The following is an 18,837-nucleotide window of genomic DNA, read 5'->3' as shown; positions in this document are numbered from 1 at the left end:
GGGCAGCGTTGATATTGCAAGCCGCTGCGGTTTCTACAACGGTGCTTATTGTGTCGAAATTAGGGCAGCGGGACAGTTTCGTCCCGGTAGGACACCGCCGCTATCTGTACTCGCGCCTGGGTAGCCTTTGCAGATTTCAACAGGCGCATTCAGGCGGGCGTCCGCAGCAACATGGTAAACACCACGCGCGGTGCGTCAAAGCGGTAACGCAGGTCGCCGCCGTGCTCCATCACGATCTGGTGCGCGATGTAGAGACCCAAACCCATGCCGCCCTGGTTGCGCGGGTTGTTGACCGACGTGGGCTTGAAGGGCTTGAACAGCGCTTCGGCAATCTCGGCGGGTATCTCTGGTGCCACATTGCTGACTTGCAGCATGGGCCCTTCTTCATGGGCGAAGGCGCGTACCTCGATCGTCTCGCCCAACTCACCATGGTGCCGGGCATTGCTGACCAGGTTGGCGATCACCTGCGCCACGCGGTCTGGGTCGGCATAGGCCATCAGCGAATCGGGGGCATCCAGATTCAGCTGCAACTGGGGATGTGCGGTGCGCGCTTCATCCAGCATGTCGGTCACCAGCGGCACCAGGTCCAGCGGCTCGGGGTGCATGTCCAACCCCAGCTTGTTCTGCAGGCGCGACATGTCCATCACCTGGCTGACCAGCCGCTGCATGCGGCTGCTGGACGACTGGATGCGCTGGCCCAGCTTGCCGGTGCGGCTGTCAGCCGTGTCGGTCTTTTCCAGCACGCGAGCCGCCATGCTGATGGAGTGCAATGGGTCGCGCAGGTCGTGCCCCAGCACGGCCATCAGCTGGTTGCGCGCCCGGTTCAATTCGGCGTTGCGGCCATTTTGGGCGCGCACCAGTTCGTCGAGCATCTGCTGGGCGATCTTCAGGTCTTCGGCGCTCCAGGGAACGGCCGTGGATCGCACCGTTTCCTTCCACAGATCGAACGATCCGCGTGGCGTGAGCCGGGGGCCCAGCGGGCCGGAGCGCATTTCCTTGTCGGGTTTGCCGCCCCAATGAATGGTCTCGACCTGCTCCTTGCGCAGGAAGATCAGCCAGCTGCCCGTGCTGCGATCAAGCGGCAAACCCAGCACGCCGCACCAGGGCGCCGCAGCCGCAGCGATGGCAGGCGACTCCAGCGGCAGCGCATGGGTCTGGTAGATGTCATTACCCTGTTCCGGCTGGGTCGAGTTGAGCCACTGCACCAGAATGCGCGCCACCTCGTTGGAGATGGCTCCTTCCTGGCACAGCTTGCTGCGTTCGGCCACCACGGCGCCTTCGGCGCGCAACGCCCGGGCCAGCGGAGCGGCGAATTGGCAGAGCGTGGCGAACTCGTCTTCGGAATGCAGCACGTTTTCCATTACATCCGTGCGCAGGGCGGCCACGTCCTGGTGGCGTTCTGCTTGCGCGCGGGTCAGCGCCGTCTGGATGTTGGCGGCCAGAATCTGGGCGATCACGTCGCAGGCCATGCGCACGCTGTAGGGCACCTGGCGCGGCCCCATGTGGTGGCACGCCAGCAGGCCCCACAGCTGGTCGTTGATGACGATGGACACGCTCATCGATGCGCCCACGCCCATGTTCGTCAGGTATTCGATGTGGATCGGCGACACGCTGCGCAGCACGCTGGCGGTCAGGTCCAGCGGCTCCGGCGTCATTTGCAGCAGCGGCACGGTGGGCGAGTTGACGTCGGCGATCATGCGCAGCGTGCTGGCCACGTACAGGCGGCGCGCCTGGGCCGGAATGTCGCTGGCCGGGTAGCGGCGGCCGAGGTAGGGGTCCAGCGTGTCGACGCACGACTCGGCCACCACGTCGCCACTGCTGTCGTGGCGAAAGCGGTAGGCCATAACGCGGTCAAAGCCGGTCAAGGCGCGCAGCTCTTCGGTGGCCCGCTGCAGCAGGTCGTTGATGGCGCGGGGGCGGCGCAGCTTTTCCATGGCGCGGTGGGCCTGCACCGCAAAGCCTGCCAGCTCATCGGACGATTGCCGGCGGCTTTCGAATTCCACCACCAGCAGCGACTGCACCATGTGCAGCACCACGTCGAACGTGCGGCCTGCCAGCACGCATTCGGCCGGCATGGGGATGTCGCCACGGCTGCTCAGGGCGGCCACGCCTTCGGAGATCAGCTCCCAAAGTCGCTCGTCACCGCCCAGGCTGGCGGCGCTCCATGGCGTGCCGGGCTCTACCCTGTGGCCGAGCAGCTCAGCCGTGTTGGCGCTGGCGTAGCGCACCATGCCATCTGCATCCAGCGCCAGCAAGGCGCCGTGGTTCTGGACGGCGCCCGGGATGTGGATCGGCTCGCGCTCGCAGTTGTCCAGCGTGGCGGCCGGCAGCAGCAGGCCCTGAAAATGAGGGATGCGCGAGGGCGTGGTCACAGGGGTGCTCCCGCAGCGCGCAGGTCGCGCTCCAGCCCGTCGAACGCGGCCGCCGCGCCGGCGCATGCGGCCTGCACGGCATCGGGCGAGCGCACCTGGTCGCGCAGCCGCTCGACGAATTCTCGCCAGCGCGCGCCGGTGGTGTTGCCGCCGCTGCCTTGCAGATACCGCAGCGGGTGGGGCGCCAGGCGCGGCGCCAATCGGCGGTGCAGCACCTGCCCGCCCAGTTGCGAGCCTTCGACCACGTAGGCCAGGCCCCAGCGGAACGCGGTGACTTGCGTGGGCACTGTCTGCAAGGCCTGTTGCAGGGTGTCCAGGGTGGCGGTGCTGCAAGGTACGGATGCAACATCTGAGGGGGCGCCGTTCAGGTCGGCATCCTGCAGGTCGGCCTGCAGCGCAGCCAGTCGGGCCGGGTCGTCGAAGGCAAAGCCCGGGGCCTGGGTCTGCAAGGCTCGCAACTCGGGTGCCAGGGCTGCGAGCCAGCCGCTCAAGGCGCGAGCGTGCTGTGCGTAGTCGCGCAATTGGGCGTCAGGCCGGGCGATGGGCAGGTGGGCGTCCAGCCGGGCGTGGCGCTCTTGTGTGGCCTGCCGCAGAGCCGCAAGGGGATCAGCCGTGCGCTGCGCAGGCGCGCTCAGCGTAGGGGCTTCGGTGGAGCGCAGGGGCACGTCTGAAACAAATGAGGAGAAGGCGCGGGTGCGTCAATGACTGATAGCGGTGCGCAATGGCCGCATTCTAGGTGTTAGCAGTTGTTGGCGCACCGTTATCCACAGGAACGGAAACGGTTCTGTTGCGCCCCTGCTGCTTTGCCAGATACAGCCCTTGATCGGCCCGCTGCACCACTTCGGCACCGGCGGCGTCATCCAGGTTGGCACGGCTCAGGCCCAGGCTGACGGTCAGGTGGCCCACCATCGGGAAGGGTTCGGCCGCCACCGCACGGCGGATCTTCTCGGCCACCAACAGCGCTTCTTCGCCCTGTTGCGGCTCGGGCAGCAGCACCAGAAACTCTTCACCACCGTAGCGCGCAACGAAGTCCGTGGTGCGCACGCTGTCGGTAATCACACCGGCCAGATGCTGCAGCACCGCATCGCCGGCCGGGTGGCCGTACGTGTCGTTGATGCGCTTGAAATGGTCCACGTCGATCATCAGTACAGCAAAGGCACGGCCGCCGCGCTGAAACAGCTGGAAATCTTCGCGCAGCTTCTCGTCGAACCGGCGCCGGTTGTACAGGCCGGTCAGCGCATCGCGCACCACCAGGCGACCAAGTTCGGCGTTGGCCCGGTGCAGCGCTTCGGTGCGCTCGGTCACCTGGGCTTCCAGCGAGGCGTTCAGGCGCGACAGCTCGCCTTCGCGCTCCAGCAGCGAATGCGTCATGGACTGGAACGACTGGTTGAGCTGGTCGATTTCGGCGGAATGGCCGCTTTGCGGATACGCAGGGGTGCCGTCGCGCCGCTCGATCTGGCCGGCGGCGAGCGCGAGCTGCTCCACAGGGCGGCTCACCCGCGACGCCAGCCGGTGCGCGATGAAGGCGCACAAGGCTGCCATCAGCAAGCCCAGCACCACCAGGCGCTGGCGCAGCGCTTTGACTTCGGCCAATGCCACGTCGATGGGCTGGCGCAGGGCAATGCGCCATTCGGGCGCTGCGTCGTTGGGCAGGCTTACGGTGACCATGCTGGTGAGATAGTTGCCACCGTCGGCCCAGGCCAGCGTTTCGTAATGCGCGCCGGGCTGTTGACGCTTGGGCAGCTGCAGCTGGCCGGCGTGGCGGAACGGGTACAGCACGTTGCCGGCCTGGTCGGCGATCAAAACCTCAGTGCGTAGGCGAGCGGCCTGGTTCAGCACCACGGATTCCACCGTTTCCGTCACCCAGGCCCAGTGGGCGTGCGAGCCCAGCACGCCTCGCAGCTCGCCGTTGTCGCCCAGAATGGGCGCCGCGAAGTCGATGAAGCGCAGCGGCTGGTCGGGCTGGGCGTTGGGCAGGCGCTTGGCCAGCAGTACGGCTTCATGCACGTCGCCGATGAAAAGGCCCGAACGCGCGGAGATGAACCAGGGCCGTTTGTTCACCTTTTCGCCGACCAGCAGGCCGCCGGTGGCCTGAAGCACGTTGCCGTCCGCGTCGGTGACGCCGATCCAGGCGTATTCGCCATGGGTGGCTTTGCGGGCGTCGAGCACGCGCCGAAGGTCGGCAGAGTCGAGCGCCCCACGCATCAGCATCGGTGACTGGCGCATCAGGTCGATCTCTTGCGACCGCTCGCGCAGGTGCGTGTTCAGCAGGTCGGCAGCAGAGCGGGCGCTCACGTACAGCGCCTCGCCGCCCGAGCTGGCGATTTCCTGCGTGGCGATGCGGCCCACATAGGCGCCGCCGCCCAACAGGGCCAACAGGCACAGGCTGCCGAACCAGAGCGTCAGCTGGTTGCGAAAGCTCTGGCGTCGCCATGGAGTTGGGCGGGAAAGGTGGGGCATGCTGTGGCGTCGCCGTTCTTGGTTTGTCAGGGCGCGCTGACAACGCGCAAATGATTCGTGCAGCTTGCAGCAGATCATTTGCTATTAAAATAATAGCTAGTAGCGCTTATGGATAGGGCGCTGCAGCCGGTTTCTTTATAAATCAGGTAGATCATCATACGGCGCATGCCCGCAAAATGCGGCCTTGTGCAGTCAGCAGATCAGGCGCCGACCAACGCCGTGTAGGCGGCCCGTGTTTCTGGCGACACGGACGCCACCAGCTGCGGGTGCGGAGTCTGGTGGCGCGCCATCACCCGGGCCGACGCCACGGTGCGCGACTTGCAGAACCAGTGGCAGGTGTGCTGCATCAGGAACAGCTCGGCCGTCATCATGAAAGCCTTGTCGCGCGGCGAGCGGCCAGCTTCGTTGCGGGCCACGCGCGCGATGCCCTGGGCGTGCACGGCCAGCGCCTTGCGCATGTCGAACGACGCCGAAGGAAAGAGCTGCAGCGCAAAGGGCAGGCCGATGGGCAGGCGGCTCACGCGTGCCGATGGCGCGTCGACCCGCGAGAAGTCGGCGGCGAAGCGGTTGAACTGCTCGCTCAGCTGCGCTTCGCTGCTGACCAGCAGGGCCCAGATCTGCTCGCGCCGCTCGGCGTCTTTCTCGCCCAGTGCGCGCAGGTAGCCCTGGGTCAGGGTTTCCAGCAGTTTCTCGATCTGGTATTGGCCCAGGTGCGTGCCCAGTAAAACGATGCGCTTGCGTTGTTGCTGGGCATTGATGACGTAGCCGCCGCCAGACAGCAGCAGCGTGAGGAGAAGAAGGTCCATTGCGAGAGGGGCTTGAGGCGGAAAAAAGAAGAGGCAGGAGGCAGAAGAGGGGATGCCAGCGGCGCTGCGGTGCAGGCCATGGTCGGCGTGGCCAGGATGGGCGATTGTGCCCGCTGCGCCTGCCGTGGCTCAGCGCGCGGGTGGCGACGGCCAGGCGGGCAGGGCGGGGCGCAACTGCTCGAAGGCCCGCGCCAGCCGCAGCACGCCCAGGTCGTCAAAGCGCGGCCCGGCGATCTGCAGCCCGATGGGCAGCCCGGCCGCCGTGTGCGCGCAGGGCACCGACGCGGCGGGTTGCTCCGACATGTTGTAGGGCACGGTGAAGGCGATGTGCTCCAGCGGACGCAGCGGGTCGCCGGTGGGCGAGGGCGCTTCGGCCGCGAAGGCCGGCATGGGCGCCACCGGCGACAGCACATAGTCGACCGCGCTGCAGGCGCGCACCGTGGCCACGCGCGTGGCGTGAAACTGCTGGCCCGCGTCGAACACCTCCGGCCCGGTCATGCCGGCGGCGCTGTCGGCCCAGGCCTGAATGTAGGGCAGCACACGCGCGCGGCGCTCGGGCGGCAGCGCCTGCAGGTCGGCCAGGGACCGCATGCGCCAGAAGTGGTCCATGCCCGCCAGCATGGCCGGCGTGAGAAACGGGCGCATGGGCACGATGGTGGCACCGGCCCGCTCGAAGAGGCGCGCGGCCTGTTCGATGGCGGCGCGCACTTCGGGCTCCACCGGCAGGCCGCAGCCGGCATCCAGCAGCAGGCCCAGGCGCAGCCCGCGCACGCGTTTTAGACCGGCATCGAAGGTGTCCCAGGCGATGGGCTGCGGCGGCAGCGCCATGCTGTCGCGCGCGTCGGGCTGCGACAGCACCTGCATCATCAGCGCGGCGTCGCGCACGCAGCGGGTCATGGGGCCGGCGGCGCGGCCGGTGGTGGGCGGTTCGATGGGCACGCGGCCCAGGCTGGGCTTGAGGCTGAAGATGCCGCACCAGCCGGCCGGCAGCCGCAGCGAGCCGCCGATGTCCGTGCCCACATGCAGCGGCCCGTAGCCCGCCGCCGCCGCAGCCGCAGCGCCCGCGCTGGAGCCGCCCGGCCCGCGCGACAGATCCCACGGGTTGCGCGCCAGCGGGTGGAACGACGACAGGCCGGACGACAACATGCCGTAGTCGGGCATGGTGGTCTTGGCGACCAGCACCGCGCCGGCTTCGCGCATGCGTGCGGCGGGCGGGGCATCGTCCGCAGCGGGCGTCAGCAAGGTGGCGGCCGTGCCCAGCGGCAGGGGGTCGCCCTGCGTGGCGATGTTGTCCTTGAGCGTGGCGGGCACGCCGTCCAGCAGGCCCTGCGGCACGCCGCGCAGCCAGCGCGCCTCGCTGGCGCGGGCCTGCGCCAGTGCCGCCTCGGGCCGCAGCAGGTAGGTGGCGTGCAGGTGCGGCTCCCAGCGGTCGATGTGGGCCAGCACGGCCTGCGTGACCTCGACGGGCGAGAGCGTGCGCTGGCGGTAGGCGGCCAGCAGGGCGTGGGCGGGCCAGTCGTGCAGCGGCGCTGCGGTGTCGTTCATGCCGTCAAGCCCACGACAGGGACGAGAGATCGTTCACGAAGATGGGCATGTCCCGCCACAGCCCACGCAGGTTCTTCTGCGCCACCGTCACCCACTGCGGCTGGTACAGAAAGGCGTGCACGCTGTCTTCGGCCAGCAGGCGCTGGGCGTCTGCCAGCAGGCGGGCGCGGTCGGCCGGGCGCGATGCGTTCTTGATCTGCTCGTAGAGCGCGTTGAACTTGACCGACTGGTAACCCCAGTAGTAATCAGGCTTGGCAAAGTTGCCTAGATCGAACGGCTCGACATGCGAGATGAGCGTCAGGTCGTAGTTCTTGCTGCCGTAGGTGCCGCTGAGCCATTGCGCCCATTCCACGTTCTGCAGCTTGGCCACGATGCCCACTTGGGCCAGTTGCGCCGCAATCACCTCACCACCCTGGCGGGCGTAGGGCGTGGGCGGCAGCGTCAGGGTGAGCTGCAGCGGCGTCTTCACGCCGGCTTCGGCCAGCAGACGGCGCGCCTTGTCGGGGTCGTATGGGTTGATGCCGGTGGTGTCGATGTAGCCGAAGGCGCCCGGCACGTAATGGCTGCCGATGGGCACGCCCAGGCCGTCGCCCGCGCCTTCAATCACTGCCTTGCGGTCGATGGCCGCCGCGATGGCGCGGCGCACGCGCACGTCCTGCAGCGGCTTCTTCGCGTTGTTGATGGCCAGCACCGTCTTGGCGCGCGACCCGCTCACCACCACCTGAAAGCGCGGGTTGGCCTTGAACTGCGCCACGCTGCGCGGCGTGACGCGCGGGAACGCGTCCACATCGCCCGCCAGCAGCGCGGCCACCTGCGCGGCCGGGTCGGAGATGAAGCGAAAGGTGGCGCGGCGGATCTTCAAACCGGCTGCTGCGCGGTGGCTCGGCCAAGCGGTCAGGGTGATCGACGCGCCCCGGTTCCAGGTGCCCAACTGGTACGGCCCCGTTCCCACGGGCCGTGTGGCGTTGGTGGCGGCGCTCTTGGGTTCCACGATGGCGGCCGTGGCCTGGCCCAGCAAAAAGAGCAAATCGGGCTCGATGTCCTGGTTGATGACGACCACGGTGTGATCGTCCACCACCTGCGTGCTCAGGTTGGCGAAAGTGCGCTTGTCCTTGTTGGTGCTCTTGTCGCTGCCCGCGCGGTCGAATGCGAACTTTACGGCCGCTGCGTTGAATGGCTCGCCGTTGTGGAACTTCACGCCCTTGCGCAGCCGGAAGGTGTAGGTCTTCAGGTCGGGCGATACCTCCCAGCTTTCGGCCAGCAGGGGCGAGACGCTGCCGTCTGCGTTGATCTTGGTGAGCGGCTCGAAGATGTTGTAGAGCGCGATCTCGGCGATCGACGAGGCCGCGCCGGCGGTCGGGTCCAACCCTGGCGGCTCGAGCGTCATCGCCAGCGTCACAGTGTCCTTGCCGCTCTGGGCCAGCGCGGAGCCGATCGGTGCGCAGAGCGCGGCAGACGCGAAAAGGCCGGTGGCAAGGACGGAGCGGCGGTCGGGCATGGGCATGTCTCTTTTTTGTGGGTGTGGTGGGTTTCGGGGCCGAGCCCGTTTTGTACTACACGCCGTGCTGACCAGGTGCTGCACTTGTGCGCCGGGCTCGCGAGGCCCCCGGCGCGATGCGGGGCACGGCGGCCACCAGCGCCTGCGTGTAGGGGTGACGCGGCTGCGAAAACAGCTCGGCCGGCGCGCCGCGCTCCACGATGCGGCCCTGGTGCAGCACCACCACCTCGTCGCACACATGGTTGACCACCGCCAGGTCGTGGCTGATGAGCAGGTAGGCAATGCCGTGCTGCTCGCGCAGGTCCTGCAGCAGGTTCAGCACCTGGGCCTGCACCGACACGTCGAGCGCGCTGACCGGCTCGTCGGCCACGATCAGGCGCGGCCGGGTGACCAGTGCGCGGGCAATGGCGATGCGCTGGCGCTGGCCGCCTGAAAATTCATGCGGGTATTTGGCCGCGTCGTCGCTGCGCAGGCCCACTTCGGCCAGCGCCTGCAGCACGCGTTCGCGCTGCTCGGCGCGCGGCATGGGCGTGCTGCGGCCGGGCGGGGGCAGGGCATCCAGCGGCTCGGCGACGATGCGCGCCACCGTCTGGCGCGGGTCAAGTGAGCCGTACGGATCCTGGAACACCATCTGAAAACCGGCCCGCGCAGCGCGCAGCTCGGCCGCTGGCAGACGGTGCAGGTCGCGGCCCTGCCACTCGACGGTGCCGGCGCTGGGCACGTCCAGCGCCATCACCAGCCGCGCCAGCGTGGACTTGCCCGAGCCCGATTCGCCCACCACGCCCAAGCTGCGGCCGGCCTCGACCGTGAAGCTGACGCCCGCCAGCGCTGCAACTTGGGACCGCGGGCCGAGCAGGCGCTCGCGCGGCAGGGCGTAGTGGCGCGCCAAGTCTGTCACGCGCAGCAGGGGAATATCTGCGGATTCAGAGTCAAATTGGCCTTTAGCGCTTGATGGATAAGCGCTAGTAGCTATTGAATTAATAGCATCATCATGCGGCTTCATGCGCGCCTTCCTGTGATGCCGCCACGTCACCCAGCCGAATGCAGCGCGCCCGGTGGTCAACGCCTTCAGCGCTGCCCGCGCTCACACGCAGCGCCGCAGGCAGGCCGGCGTGGCAGTCGGCGATGGTGAACGCGCAACGCCCGGCAAAGGGGCAACCGGGCGGCAGGTCGGCCAGGGCGGGCACGGTGCCGGCGATGGTTGGCAGCCGCGCGCGGCGCCCGGCGGTGGGCAGCAGCTGGGGCCGCGCGGCGAACAGGCCCCGCGTGTACGGATGGGCGCGGTGGTCGAACACGGCCGCGGTGCTGCCGCTCTCGACGATGCTGCCGCCGTACATCACCAGCAGCCGGTCCACGTTCTGCGAGATCACGCCCAGGTCGTGCGAGATCAAAATCAGCGCCATGCCGCGCTCGGCCACCAGGTCGGCGATGAGGTCGAGGATCTGCTGCTGCAGCGTGACGTCCAGCGCCGTGGTGGGCTCGTCGGCAATCAGCAAATCGGGTCCGCAGGCCAGCGCCATGGCGATGGTGATGCGCTGGCGCTGCCCGCCCGAAAACTGGTGCGGGTAGGCGTCAATGCGCTGCGCCGCTTGGGCGATGCCCACGCGCTCCAGCAGGCCAATGGCCTCGGCGCGCGCTGCGCGGGCGCTCAAGCCCCGATGCAGGCGCAGCGGCTCTGCCACTTGGCGGCCGATGGTGTGCACCGGGTTCAGCGCGGTCATGGGCTCCTGGAACACCATGCCGATGCGGTTGCCGCGCAGCTGGCACAGCTGCGCGTCGGGCGCACCCATCAGTTCCTGGCCGGCAAAACGCACGCTGCCGGTTGTGGTGGCGCCTTCGGGCAGCAGGCCCATCAGCGCCAACGCAGTCAGCGACTTGCCGCTGCCCGATTCGCCGACGATGCCCAGCGTCTCGCCGCGCTTGAGCGTGAAGGAGGCCTGCCGCACGGCCGTGGCCATGCCGCTGGGAGTGGGCAGGCGCACGGTGAGGTCGCTGACCTGCAGCAGGGGGGTATCGGTAAAAGCGGTCATCGCTGCCTCGCCAGCCGGGGGTCGAGCACATCGCGCAGCCCGTCGCCCAGCAGGTTCAGGCCCAGCACGGCCAGGGCGATCGCCACGCCCGGCCAGACGGCCAGCAGCGGCGCCTGGAACATCAGCGTCTGCGCCTCGCTGAGCATGCGGCCCCACGAGGGCTGCGGCGGCTGCGTGCCCAGGCCCAGGTACGACAGCGCCGCCTCGGCCAGGATCGCCAGCGCGAAATGCGTGGTCGCCTGCACGATCAGCACCGGCAAAATATTGGGCAGCACATGTTCGAGCGTGATGCGCCAGCGGCCCTTGCCGCAGGCCCGCGCCGCCAGTATGAAGTCGCGCGACCACACCGCGTTGGCCGACGCCCGCGTGACCCGCGCGAAGGTCGGTATGTAGAACACGCCGATCGCCACGATGGCATTGACCATGCCCGCGCCGAACACCGCTGCCAGCATGATCGCCAGCAGCAATGCCGGAAAGGCGAAGGTGAAGTCGGCCAGCCGCATCACGAGCTCTTCGACCCAGCCGCGCAGCGCGGCCGCCAGCAGGCCCAGCGCAATACCGATGCCCGCACCGATGCCCACCGCCACCGCGCCCACCAGCAGCGACGAGCGCGCACCCACCAGCAGCAGCGAGGCGACGTCACGCCCGAACGCATCGGTGCCCAGCCAGTGGCCCGCGCCGGGCGGCTGCAGCTTGGCGGCCAGATCCATGTCGTAAGGCGATGCGGGCGTCCAGGCCAGCGACAGCAGGGCCGCTGCGATCAGCAACGCGGTCAGCGCGGCGCCCAGTGCGAAGCTGGGATGGCGCAGCGCCTTCATGGTGCGCCCGCCTTCACACGCGGGTCGATGGCGGCATAGAGCATGTCCACCACCGCGTTCACCACCAACACCATCGCCGCCAGCAGCATCACGCAGTTGCGCACCACGATCAGGTCGCGGTTGGCAATCGACTGGAAGATGAGCCGGCCCAGCCCCGGTAGATAGAACACGTTTTCCACCACGATGGTGCCCGCCAGCAGGTTGGCGAACTGCAGCCCCATCACCGTGACCACCGGAATCATCGCGTTGCGCAGCACATGCCCCCACAGCGCCGCGCGCTGCGTGAGGCCCTTGGCGCGGGCGGTGCGCACGAAGTCTTCGCGCAGCACGTCGAGCACGGCCGAGCGCGTGATGCGCGCCAGGATGGCGGCCTGCACCACGGCCAGGGCGATGGCGGGCAGCAGCAAGGCTTGCAGCGCGGGCAGCACGCCGCCGCCGCTGGCCTGCGTCCAGCCCGGAAAGCCGCCGGCAGAGAACCACTGCAGCTTCACGGAAAACAGCAGGATCAGCAGGATGGCGAACCAGAAATTGGGGATGGCGATGCCCAGCTGCGCCAGCCCCATCACGCCCACGTCGCCCCATCGCCGGTGGCGCGACGCGGCGTAGATGCCGGCGGCCACGGCCAGCACAGTGGTGAGCGCCATCGCCATGACGGCCAGCGGCACGGTGAGCGCCAGGCGTTGCAGCACCAACTCGGCCACCGGCGTGCCGTAGGCGTAGCTGGTGCCCATGTCGCCTGAGAGCAGCCCGACAACCCACTGCCAATAGCGCTGCGGCGCGGGCTGGTCCAGCCCCAGCTGGGTGGCGAGGGCGGCCACGGCATCCGGCGCAGCATCGGGGCCCAGCAGCACTTGTGCGGCGTTGCCGGGCAGGATCTCCAGCACCAGGAACACGACGATGGACGCGCCCGCCAGCGTGGCGGCCAACGTCAGCAGGCGCCGCAGAACGAACGGTCCCATGGAAGAGTCTGGTGTGGCATGGTGGGGCAGGATAGCGGCAAAACGATGGGGCTCAGGCCATGCACTTGGTCGCGTTGCGGCAAGGGACATGCGGTGCGGGCGGATAATCGCGGCATGCCTTTCGCCCGCTGCCCTCTCCACTCTGCGCAAACGCTTGCCCGTGGAGGTGCGCCATGGCGTTGATGATCACCGCCGAGTGCATCAACTGCGACGTCTGCGAGCCCGAGTGCCCCAACGACGCCATCTACATGGGCGAGGAAATCTACGAAATCGAGCCGTCCAAGTGCACGGAATGCGTCGGCCATTTCGATGAGCCACAGTGCGTGCAGATCTGCCCGGTCGCCTGCATTCCGGTCAACCCGCAACACACGGAAAGCCGCGAAACGCTGTGGCAGAAGTTTCAGCGGCTGCAGGCAGCGGCCTCGGCCTGAATTTTAGTGTTTTATGGCTCTAGCGCTTATCCAATAAGCGCCGATAGCTATAAAAACAATAGCAAACCATTAAGGGGCGGTATCGCCTTCGGGTAGGGGTGGCGCCGGCACCGGCCTGGGGGGCTTCGGTCGAGGCGGCTTGGTGGTGTGCACCAGCAGCGTCGCCTTGTCCATGTCGCCCGCCAGCATGGCGGTGTGGGCCTTGAGCGAATGCACGATGCTGTCCTCGATCAGCGTGCGCTGGTCGGGCGAGGGCTTCTTGAGCACCCAGTTGATCACTTCAGCTTTCACGCCCGGGTGGCCCACGCCGATGCGCAGGCGCCAGTAATCGGCCGAGCCCAGCTGCGCGTGGATGTCGCGCAGGCCGTTGTGCCCCGCATGGCTGCCGCCGCGCTTGAGCTTGGCCTGGCCGGGGGCGATGTCGAGTTCGTCATGCGCCACCAGGATCTCGTCCGGCTGGATCTTGAAGAAGCGCGCCAGCGACGCCACCGACTTGCCCGACGCGTTCATGAAGGTTTGCGGCTCCAGCAGCCACACGCTCTGGCCCTGCACGGTGACGCGCGCCGCCAGGCCCCAGTAGCTGCGCTCGGGCACCAGCGTGGTCTTGAGCTCGCGCGCCAGGGCGTCGATCCACCAGAAACCCGCGTTGTGGCGGGTGGCCTCGTATTCCGGACCGGGATTGCCCAGCCCCACAAACAGTTTGATCATGATCGCGCGATTATCTGCGTGGCACCAAAGGAAACGGCCCACGCAGAGGTGGGCCGTTCGGGGCAGGGCCACCCGAAGGCGGCCTGCAAGCGTGCGGGAGGCAAGTCCCGGCAGCTTGTGCTTACTTCTTCTTGCCCTTGCCCTTGGCTTCGGGGGCTGGTGCTGCGTCAGCGGCTGGCTCTTCCACTTCGATCACCGGGTTCGTCACGGAGACCAGAACAGGGTTGTTCTTGCCGCCACGGATCACCGGGGTCACGCCGCGAGGCAGCTTGATGTCCTTGAGGTGCAGCGAAGCACCCTTCTTCAGCGTGGTCAGGTCGACCGCGATGAATTCAGGCAGGTTCGAAGGCATGCACGACACGTCGAGTTCGTTCACGACGGGGTTCACCAGGCACTTATCCACCTTGACGGCGTCGGACTCTTCAGCACCGGTGTAGTGCAGTGGCACCTTGGTGTGCAGCTTGGTCTTGGCATCCACGCGCTGGAAGTCGATGTGCAGCACGAGTTGCTTGTAGGGGTGGTATTGCACGTCACGCAGCAGAACCTTGCTGGTGGCGCCGGCGATTTCCATGTCCAGCACGCTGGAGTGGAACGCTTCCTTCTTCAGGGCGTGCCACAGGGCGTTGTGATCGATCTCGATCAGTTGTGGCTCGGCCTCACCGCCGTAGACGATGCCGGGCGTCTTGCCCGTAATGCGCAGACGGCGGCTCGCACCCGTACCTTGCTTGGCGCGCTCAAAAGCGACGAAGTTCATAGTTAGCTCCTGATAGGGCCGGCCGCGACCAGCCTGGGCCCTGTTGAAAAAGACCTGCGCCAACGGGCGGCAGGCCTGCTTGTGTTCTCGAACGCACAAGCCTCCCGAAGGAGGCTCGTTGCGGTTTCCGCCCGAAGGCGGGTGCTCAGAAAAGGTTTTCCTGGTCCGAGAACAAACTCATGACCGACTCACCCTTGGCAATGCGCTGGATCGTTTCGGCGATCAGCGGTGCCACGGAGAGTTGGCGAATCTTGGTGCATCCCCGAGCGGAATCGCTCAAGGGAATGGTGTTGGTGACGACCACTTCGTCGAGTGCGCTGCCCTGGGCGATGCGCTCGATGGCCGGGCCGGAAAAGATCGGGTGCGTGCAATAGGCGTACACCTTCTTGGCGCCGCGTTCCTTCAGCACTTCAGCCGCTTTGACCAGCGTGCCGGCGGTGTCGATCATGTCGTCCATGATCACGCAGTTGCGGCCTTCGATTTCACCGATCACGTGCATGACTTCCGACACATTGGCCTTGGGGCGGCGCTTGTCGATGATGGCCAGGTCGCAGTTCAATTGCTTGGCCAGCGCACGTGCACGCACCACGCCACCCACGTCGGGCGACACCACGATCAGGTCTTCGTAGTTCTTCTGGCGCAGGTCGCCCAGCAGCACGGGCGATGCGTAGATGTTGTCGACCGGAATGTCGAAAAAGCCCTGGATCTGATCGGCATGCAGATCCATGGTCAGCACGCGGGCCACGCCCACGGCTTGCAGCATGTTGGCAACGACCTTTGCGGTGATTGGCACGCGCGAAGAACGGGGGCGGCGATCCTGGCGGGCATAACCGAAGTAGGGGATCACAGCGCTGATGCGTTCGGCCGAAGCGCGCTTGAGCGCATCGACCATGATCAGCAGTTCCATCAGGTTCTCGTTGGTCGGCGCGCAGGTGGACTGCACGACGAACACATCGCGGGCACGAACGTTTTGCTTAATTTCGACGGTGACTTCACCGTCGGAGAAGCGACCCACATCGGCAGCGCCCAGCGTGGTGCCCAGGTGCTGGGCAATTTCAACTGCCATGCCGGGGTTGGCATTGCCCGTGAAAACCATGAAATCGGGATGATTGGCTTGCATGAGCGACCCAGCAGTCTGAAGAAAAAAGCCTGTGTGCGAAAAGAATTTGGCAGGGGAAGAAGGATTCGAACCTTCGCATGCCGGAATCAAAATCCGGTGCCTTAACCAACTTGGCGACTCCCCTACACTGGTCGATTGCCGAGGGCAATTAACCGTAACCTGCATCTGCGGCCCAACCTTCCAGAGGGTGAACTGCGAGATTTTCACATGCCTTGACTTGCCAGGCGCTGGGCGCATCCCGCAAATCGACCGCATGTGTCATTGGTGCGAACACTGCACTTCCAGAGCCAGTCATCCGAGCCTTCAAACCCTTCGAATCAAGCCACTGAAGGGCTTGATCTATCTCGGGGCAAAGTGCCTGAGCGACCGGCTGCAGGTCGTTTTTACCAAACTGGTAGTGTGCTGCAGCAAAGCCTGAGATTGTAGCACATGCCGAATCGCGCTTTAAAAAAGGATGCGAAAAAATCGATTCCGTATCCAGCCCGGCTTCCGGCTTGATCACTGCGAAGCGACTTCGCGGTAATTCTTGCTTCAATTCAAGAGGCCGAATTATGTCACCGATTCCTTCGACCCAAGCGTTCCGGCCGCGCAAAAAAAACGGAATGTCCGCGCCCAGCCGCAGGCCGATGGCAGCCAGTTGAGCGCGCGGCAGATGCAGGCCCCACAACCGGTTCAATGCCAGCAGCGCCGTGGCGGCATCGGAGGATCCTCCACCCATGCCGGCCTGCGCCGGCACGCTTTTGAGTACGCCGATGTGTGCGCCCAGGGGGCAGCCGGTGGCCGTTTGCAGGGCGCGAGCCGCGCGCAGCGTGAGGTCATCAGCCGGCAGGGGCATCGACAGGTCTTCGCGCGTGATGAGGCCATCTGCGCGCAATTCGAAGTGCAGCGTGTCGCACCAGTCGATCAGCATGAATACCGACTGCAGCAAGTGATAGCCGTCGTCACGGCGCCCCGTGATGTGCAGAAAAAGATTGAGCTTGGCCGGGGCCGGTACGTCGTACAGCGCCTGCATCATCAGCGGCTCAGCACAACACGCAGCGTGGCCTGGGGCGGCGGCGCCAGGCGCTGCGCCATCAGGCGTCCTTGTTGGATGGCGCCCAGGTCGGCTTGCCACCCAGTCACCTGCACCGCATCGCCCCGCAGCCAGCTGAACAGCGCAGACACGGGCAAGGCGCTGCCGGTCATCTGCTGCACGAGTGCATCGAGTGAGTCGGACTCCCGCCGTTCGCTGCCGTCCATCAGTACGGCCCGGCCGGGCGACCATTCAATCGTCGCCATCACGTTGCCCAGCGGGTTGAGCAGGGTGAGCTGGCCCTTTTCGGGTCGCCCCGTCAATTCAAAACCGGCGCTGAAGGATTGCGCTGACGGGTCGTCCACTTGCAGGGACAACCGGCCGCTCCAGGCGCCTATATCAGGGTTAGCGTTTGGAGCTGGCGCGGGCGGTTGTGCGCAAGCTGCCAGCATGCACAGCGTGATCGATGCGAGAAGCGAGCGCCAGGCCGGACGGGCACCCTTCATGGGCGCGTTCCCAGTCGCTTGATCGTTTCCTTCAGCGTGTCGTTGTCGGCGTTGATCTTTTGGCCATCGCGCCAGACGCTTTGGGCCCGGTCGCGTTGTCCCAGGCTCCAGAGCACTTCGCCCAGGTGCGCCGCAATTTCGGCATCCGGCTGCTTTTTGAAGGCCTGCTCCAGCAGCCGAGCGGCTTCTTCACGGCGGCCCAGCTTGAATTCCACCCAGCCCAGGCTGTCCGTGATGAAGGGGTCGCCGGGGGCCAGTTCAAGGGCCTTGGAGATCAGTTCCCTGGCTTCTGGCAGGCGAACGCCGCGCTCTGCGAAGGAGTAGCCCAGCGCGTTGTAGGCATGGTGATAGTCGGGCTGGCGTGCGATGACTTGCCGCAGCTGGCGCTCCATGAGGTCGAGCTTGCCCAGACGTTCGGCCAACATGGCTTGGTCGTAGGCCAGATCGATGTCGTCCGGGTACTTGGCCACGGCCTGGGTCTGCATTTCATAAGCCGCTTCGAATTCTTTCACCTCGCGCAGCAGTTGTACCTCGGCCAGCAGTTTTTGCCGTTCTTCGTCGGCATTCTTGGCGGGCAGCGCGCGCAGGATGGCGCGCGCCTCCGACAGCTTGCCTTGCCGTGCGAGCAGCCCGGCCCTGCGGCTTTGGGCGCTCACCAGCGCAGAGGCGTTGTCTATGCGCGTCAGCCACGCTTCGGCCTGCGCGACGTCGCCGCGTTTTTCAGCCACTTGCGAGAGCATCAAATACGCCTGTGTCTTGGCGTTGCTGCGTGGCTCGCTGGCGGGCAGCGGCTCGAGCAATGCCAAAAACTTCTGCAGCGCGACTTCGGCCTCAGGCAGTTGGTTGGATTGCAGATTCAGCGAGGCCTGCACCAGCCAGGCCTCGGGCATTTCGGGCTTTTCCTGGGTGACGGCTTGCACTTGCGCCTGTGCGTCGGCAAACCGCTGCGATTCCAGCAACGCGCGTGCATACGTCATGCGGATCTCGGGTAGCGGCTTGCCTGCCAGATAGGGCGTGAGCAGCGCCTCAGCATCCGCAACGCCTTCTTCCAGCAACTGCAACGCCAGCAGAGCGGCGCCGTCGTTGGACGGCTCCAGCGTGGTGGCGCGGCGCGCGGCTTCAAGTGCACCGGGCTTATCGTCCGACGCCAGCCGCATGCGACCCAGTGTGGTCCAGGCGGTGGGTGCCACGGCCGGGTTGGTGAGTTCGTTGGCCAGGGCCGTTTCCACCACGGCGGTGGCTTGCACCTTGTTGCTGGCGCGTCCGTAGAGTTGCGGCAGAGCCTGAAGGGTCGAAATGCGGGCGCGTGGCGAGGACGTGGCAAGTTCTTGCTGCAGCAGGTCAGCAGTTTCGCCGATGCGATTGAGCGCGATCAGTATCTGCAGCAGGTACCGGTTGGCCTCGCGAGACTGGGGCAGGGCCTCTTTCCAGGCCTTGGCTGCCACCAGTGCGTATTCGGCCGAGCGCGACTGCAGTGCGATGTCGGTGGCGCGGCGGTACAACTGACCGTCCCGGCTGCGCCTGGCGGCTTCGAGCATCAGCGCGTAGGCCGTGCCCGGGTCGCCGTTGCTGGCCGTAATTTCACTAAGCAACAGTTCGTAGAAAAGCTCTGCATTGAGGGCTGCAGCGTCCTCCCCCGATGAAGAGGCCGCCTCGGCCTCGGCGGCCGCAGGGGGCAGCGGCTCCGCTGCAGTGGGCTGAGCCCCGACCGTGCTGGCACCTGCAGCCAGAATGCAGGCCAGCGCGATGGCCCTGAAGCGAAATGTTTGCACCATCGACCCATAATAATCCATGCCCCCTCTATTTCTTGACGAGTGC

The 18,837-nt window shown here is 66.6% G+C and carries 17 protein-coding genes and 1 tRNA gene; 1 reads left to right on the top strand and 17 read right to left on the bottom strand.

Annotated elements, in window-relative coordinates; translation table 11 throughout:
- Positions 1-149 precede the first annotated feature (149 nt).
- The 10 genes from RQI28_RS15145 to RQI28_RS15100 form a co-directional block, all read right to left on the bottom strand.
- Entirely contained in the window at positions 150-2,372 is a 2,223-nt protein-coding gene (locus RQI28_RS15145; protein WP_311223496.1) for an ATP-binding protein, read from the bottom strand.
- The gene (locus RQI28_RS15140; protein WP_311223495.1) at positions 2,369-3,037 is read right to left on the bottom strand and encodes a biliverdin-producing heme oxygenase; all 669 of its coding nucleotides are present in this window, start codon (positions 3,035-3,037) and stop codon (positions 2,369-2,371) included. Before RQI28_RS15140 ends, RQI28_RS15145 begins: the two co-directional genes overlap by 4 nt.
- A gap of 67 nt (positions 3,038-3,104) precedes the next feature.
- A complete protein-coding gene (locus RQI28_RS15135) occupies positions 3,105-4,832 on the bottom strand; it encodes a diguanylate cyclase (protein ID WP_311223494.1) in 1,728 nt (575 codons plus the stop codon).
- Positions 4,833-5,032: 200 nt separating this feature from the next.
- The gene (locus RQI28_RS15130) at positions 5,033-5,638 is read right to left on the bottom strand and encodes a hypothetical protein (RefSeq protein WP_311223493.1); all 606 of its coding nucleotides are present in this window, start codon (positions 5,636-5,638) and stop codon (positions 5,033-5,035) included.
- 129 nt (positions 5,639-5,767) lie between these two features.
- Positions 5,768-7,183 carry an amidase gene (locus RQI28_RS15125; protein ID WP_311223492.1) on the bottom strand — a complete coding sequence of 472 codons (1,416 nt, stop codon included), beginning with the start codon at positions 7,181-7,183 and terminating at the stop codon, positions 5,768-5,770.
- Between the two features lie 4 nt (positions 7,184-7,187).
- Entirely contained in the window at positions 7,188-8,681 is a 1,494-nt protein-coding gene (locus tag RQI28_RS15120; RefSeq protein ID WP_311223491.1) for an ABC transporter substrate-binding protein, read from the bottom strand.
- A gap of 55 nt (positions 8,682-8,736) precedes the next feature.
- The gene (locus tag RQI28_RS15115) at positions 8,737-9,684 is read right to left on the bottom strand and encodes an ATP-binding cassette domain-containing protein (protein WP_311223490.1); all 948 of its coding nucleotides are present in this window, start codon (positions 9,682-9,684) and stop codon (positions 8,737-8,739) included.
- A complete protein-coding gene (locus RQI28_RS15110) occupies positions 9,671-10,711 on the bottom strand; it encodes an ABC transporter ATP-binding protein (RefSeq protein ID WP_311223489.1) in 1,041 nt (346 codons plus the stop codon). The genes RQI28_RS15115 and RQI28_RS15110 overlap by 14 nt, the downstream gene beginning before the upstream one ends.
- Entirely contained in the window at positions 10,708-11,529 is an 822-nt protein-coding gene (locus tag RQI28_RS15105) for an ABC transporter permease (RefSeq protein ID WP_311223488.1), read from the bottom strand. The genes RQI28_RS15110 and RQI28_RS15105 overlap by 4 nt, the downstream gene beginning before the upstream one ends.
- Positions 11,526-12,488 (bottom strand): ABC transporter permease, encoded by a 963-nt coding sequence (locus RQI28_RS15100; protein WP_311223487.1) that lies wholly within the window; start codon positions 12,486-12,488, stop codon positions 11,526-11,528. The genes RQI28_RS15105 and RQI28_RS15100 overlap by 4 nt, the downstream gene beginning before the upstream one ends.
- 173 nt (positions 12,489-12,661) lie before the next feature.
- Here RQI28_RS15100 and RQI28_RS15095 point away from each other — a divergent pair, with 173 nt between their 5' ends.
- Positions 12,662-12,919, top strand: coding sequence for a YfhL family 4Fe-4S dicluster ferredoxin (locus RQI28_RS15095; protein ID WP_311223486.1), 258 nt, complete (start codon positions 12,662-12,664; stop codon positions 12,917-12,919).
- Between the two features lie 69 nt (positions 12,920-12,988).
- Here RQI28_RS15095 and pth read toward each other — a convergent pair whose 3' ends face one another.
- The 7 genes from pth to RQI28_RS15060 form a co-directional block, all read right to left on the bottom strand.
- Positions 12,989-13,627 (bottom strand): aminoacyl-tRNA hydrolase, encoded by a 639-nt coding sequence (gene pth / locus RQI28_RS15090; RefSeq protein ID WP_311223485.1) that lies wholly within the window; start codon positions 13,625-13,627, stop codon positions 12,989-12,991.
- A 121-nt stretch (positions 13,628-13,748) separates the two neighbouring features.
- Positions 13,749-14,381: a 50S ribosomal protein L25/general stress protein Ctc gene (locus tag RQI28_RS15085; protein WP_311223484.1), complete on the bottom strand. Its 633-nt coding sequence runs from the start codon at positions 14,379-14,381 to the stop codon at positions 13,749-13,751.
- 145 nt (positions 14,382-14,526) lie between these two features.
- Positions 14,527-15,501 (bottom strand): ribose-phosphate pyrophosphokinase, encoded by a 975-nt coding sequence (locus tag RQI28_RS15080; RefSeq protein WP_311223483.1) that lies wholly within the window; start codon positions 15,499-15,501, stop codon positions 14,527-14,529.
- 47 nt (positions 15,502-15,548) lie between these two features.
- Positions 15,549-15,625: transfer RNA gene (locus RQI28_RS15075), tRNA-Gln, on the bottom strand.
- 24 nt (positions 15,626-15,649) lie between these two features.
- The gene (gene ispE, locus RQI28_RS15070; protein WP_311223610.1) at positions 15,650-16,513 is read right to left on the bottom strand and encodes a 4-(cytidine 5'-diphospho)-2-C-methyl-D-erythritol kinase; all 864 of its coding nucleotides are present in this window, start codon (positions 16,511-16,513) and stop codon (positions 15,650-15,652) included.
- Between the two features lie 2 nt (positions 16,514-16,515).
- Positions 16,516-16,890 carry a lipoprotein insertase outer membrane protein LolB gene (locus RQI28_RS15065; RefSeq protein WP_311223482.1) on the bottom strand — a complete coding sequence of 125 codons (375 nt, stop codon included), beginning with the start codon at positions 16,888-16,890 and terminating at the stop codon, positions 16,516-16,518.
- Between the two features lie 125 nt (positions 16,891-17,015).
- On the bottom strand, positions 17,016-18,812 hold the full coding sequence (locus RQI28_RS15060) for a tetratricopeptide repeat protein (protein WP_311223481.1): 1,797 nt from the start codon (positions 18,810-18,812) through the stop codon (positions 17,016-17,018).
- Positions 18,813-18,837 lie beyond the last annotated feature (25 nt).

Origin of the sequence: Acidovorax sp. WCS2018Noco2-16 (assembly GCF_031843945.1) — a bacterium.
Lineage (GTDB): Bacteria > Pseudomonadota > Gammaproteobacteria > Burkholderiales > Burkholderiaceae_C > Paracidovorax.
The sequence above is the reverse complement of the archived record's forward strand: the minus strand, read 5'-3'. Positions and strand labels throughout refer to the sequence as shown.

What these genes read in the sequence shown, in the direction of transcription:
- RQI28_RS15135 (WP_311223494.1), bottom strand. Translation starts at nt 4,832, where the DNA reads ATGCCCCACCTTTCCCGCCCAACTCCATGGCGACGCCAGAGCTTTCGC.
- RQI28_RS15130 (WP_311223493.1), bottom strand. Translation starts at nt 5,638, where the DNA reads ATGGACCTTCTTCTCCTCACGCTGCTGCTGTCTGGCGGCGGCTACGTC.
- RQI28_RS15125 (WP_311223492.1), bottom strand. Translation starts at nt 7,183, where the DNA reads ATGAACGACACCGCAGCGCCGCTGCACGACTGGCCCGCCCACGCCCTG.
- RQI28_RS15120 (WP_311223491.1), bottom strand. Translation starts at nt 8,681, where the DNA reads ATGCCCGACCGCCGCTCCGTCCTTGCCACCGGCCTTTTCGCGTCTGCC.
- RQI28_RS15115 (WP_311223490.1), bottom strand. Translation starts at nt 9,684, where the DNA reads ATGAAGCCGCATGATGATGCTATTAATTCAATAGCTACTAGCGCTTAT.
- RQI28_RS15110 (WP_311223489.1), bottom strand. Translation starts at nt 10,711, where the DNA reads ATGACCGCTTTTACCGATACCCCCCTGCTGCAGGTCAGCGACCTCACC.
- RQI28_RS15105 (WP_311223488.1), bottom strand. Translation starts at nt 11,529, where the DNA reads ATGAAGGCGCTGCGCCATCCCAGCTTCGCACTGGGCGCCGCGCTGACC.
- RQI28_RS15100 (WP_311223487.1), bottom strand. Translation starts at nt 12,488, where the DNA reads ATGGGACCGTTCGTTCTGCGGCGCCTGCTGACGTTGGCCGCCACGCTG.
- RQI28_RS15095 (WP_311223486.1), top strand. Translation starts at nt 12,662, where the DNA reads ATGGCGTTGATGATCACCGCCGAGTGCATCAACTGCGACGTCTGCGAG.
- pth (WP_311223485.1), bottom strand. Translation starts at nt 13,627, where the DNA reads ATGATCAAACTGTTTGTGGGGCTGGGCAATCCCGGTCCGGAATACGAG.
- RQI28_RS15085 (WP_311223484.1), bottom strand. Translation starts at nt 14,381, where the DNA reads ATGAACTTCGTCGCTTTTGAGCGCGCCAAGCAAGGTACGGGTGCGAGC.
- RQI28_RS15080 (WP_311223483.1), bottom strand. Translation starts at nt 15,501, where the DNA reads ATGCAAGCCAATCATCCCGATTTCATGGTTTTCACGGGCAATGCCAAC.
- ispE (WP_311223610.1), bottom strand. Translation starts at nt 16,513, where the DNA reads ATGCAGGCGCTGTACGACGTACCGGCCCCGGCCAAGCTCAATCTTTTT.
- RQI28_RS15060 (WP_311223481.1), bottom strand. Translation starts at nt 18,812, where the DNA reads ATGGATTATTATGGGTCGATGGTGCAAACATTTCGCTTCAGGGCCATC.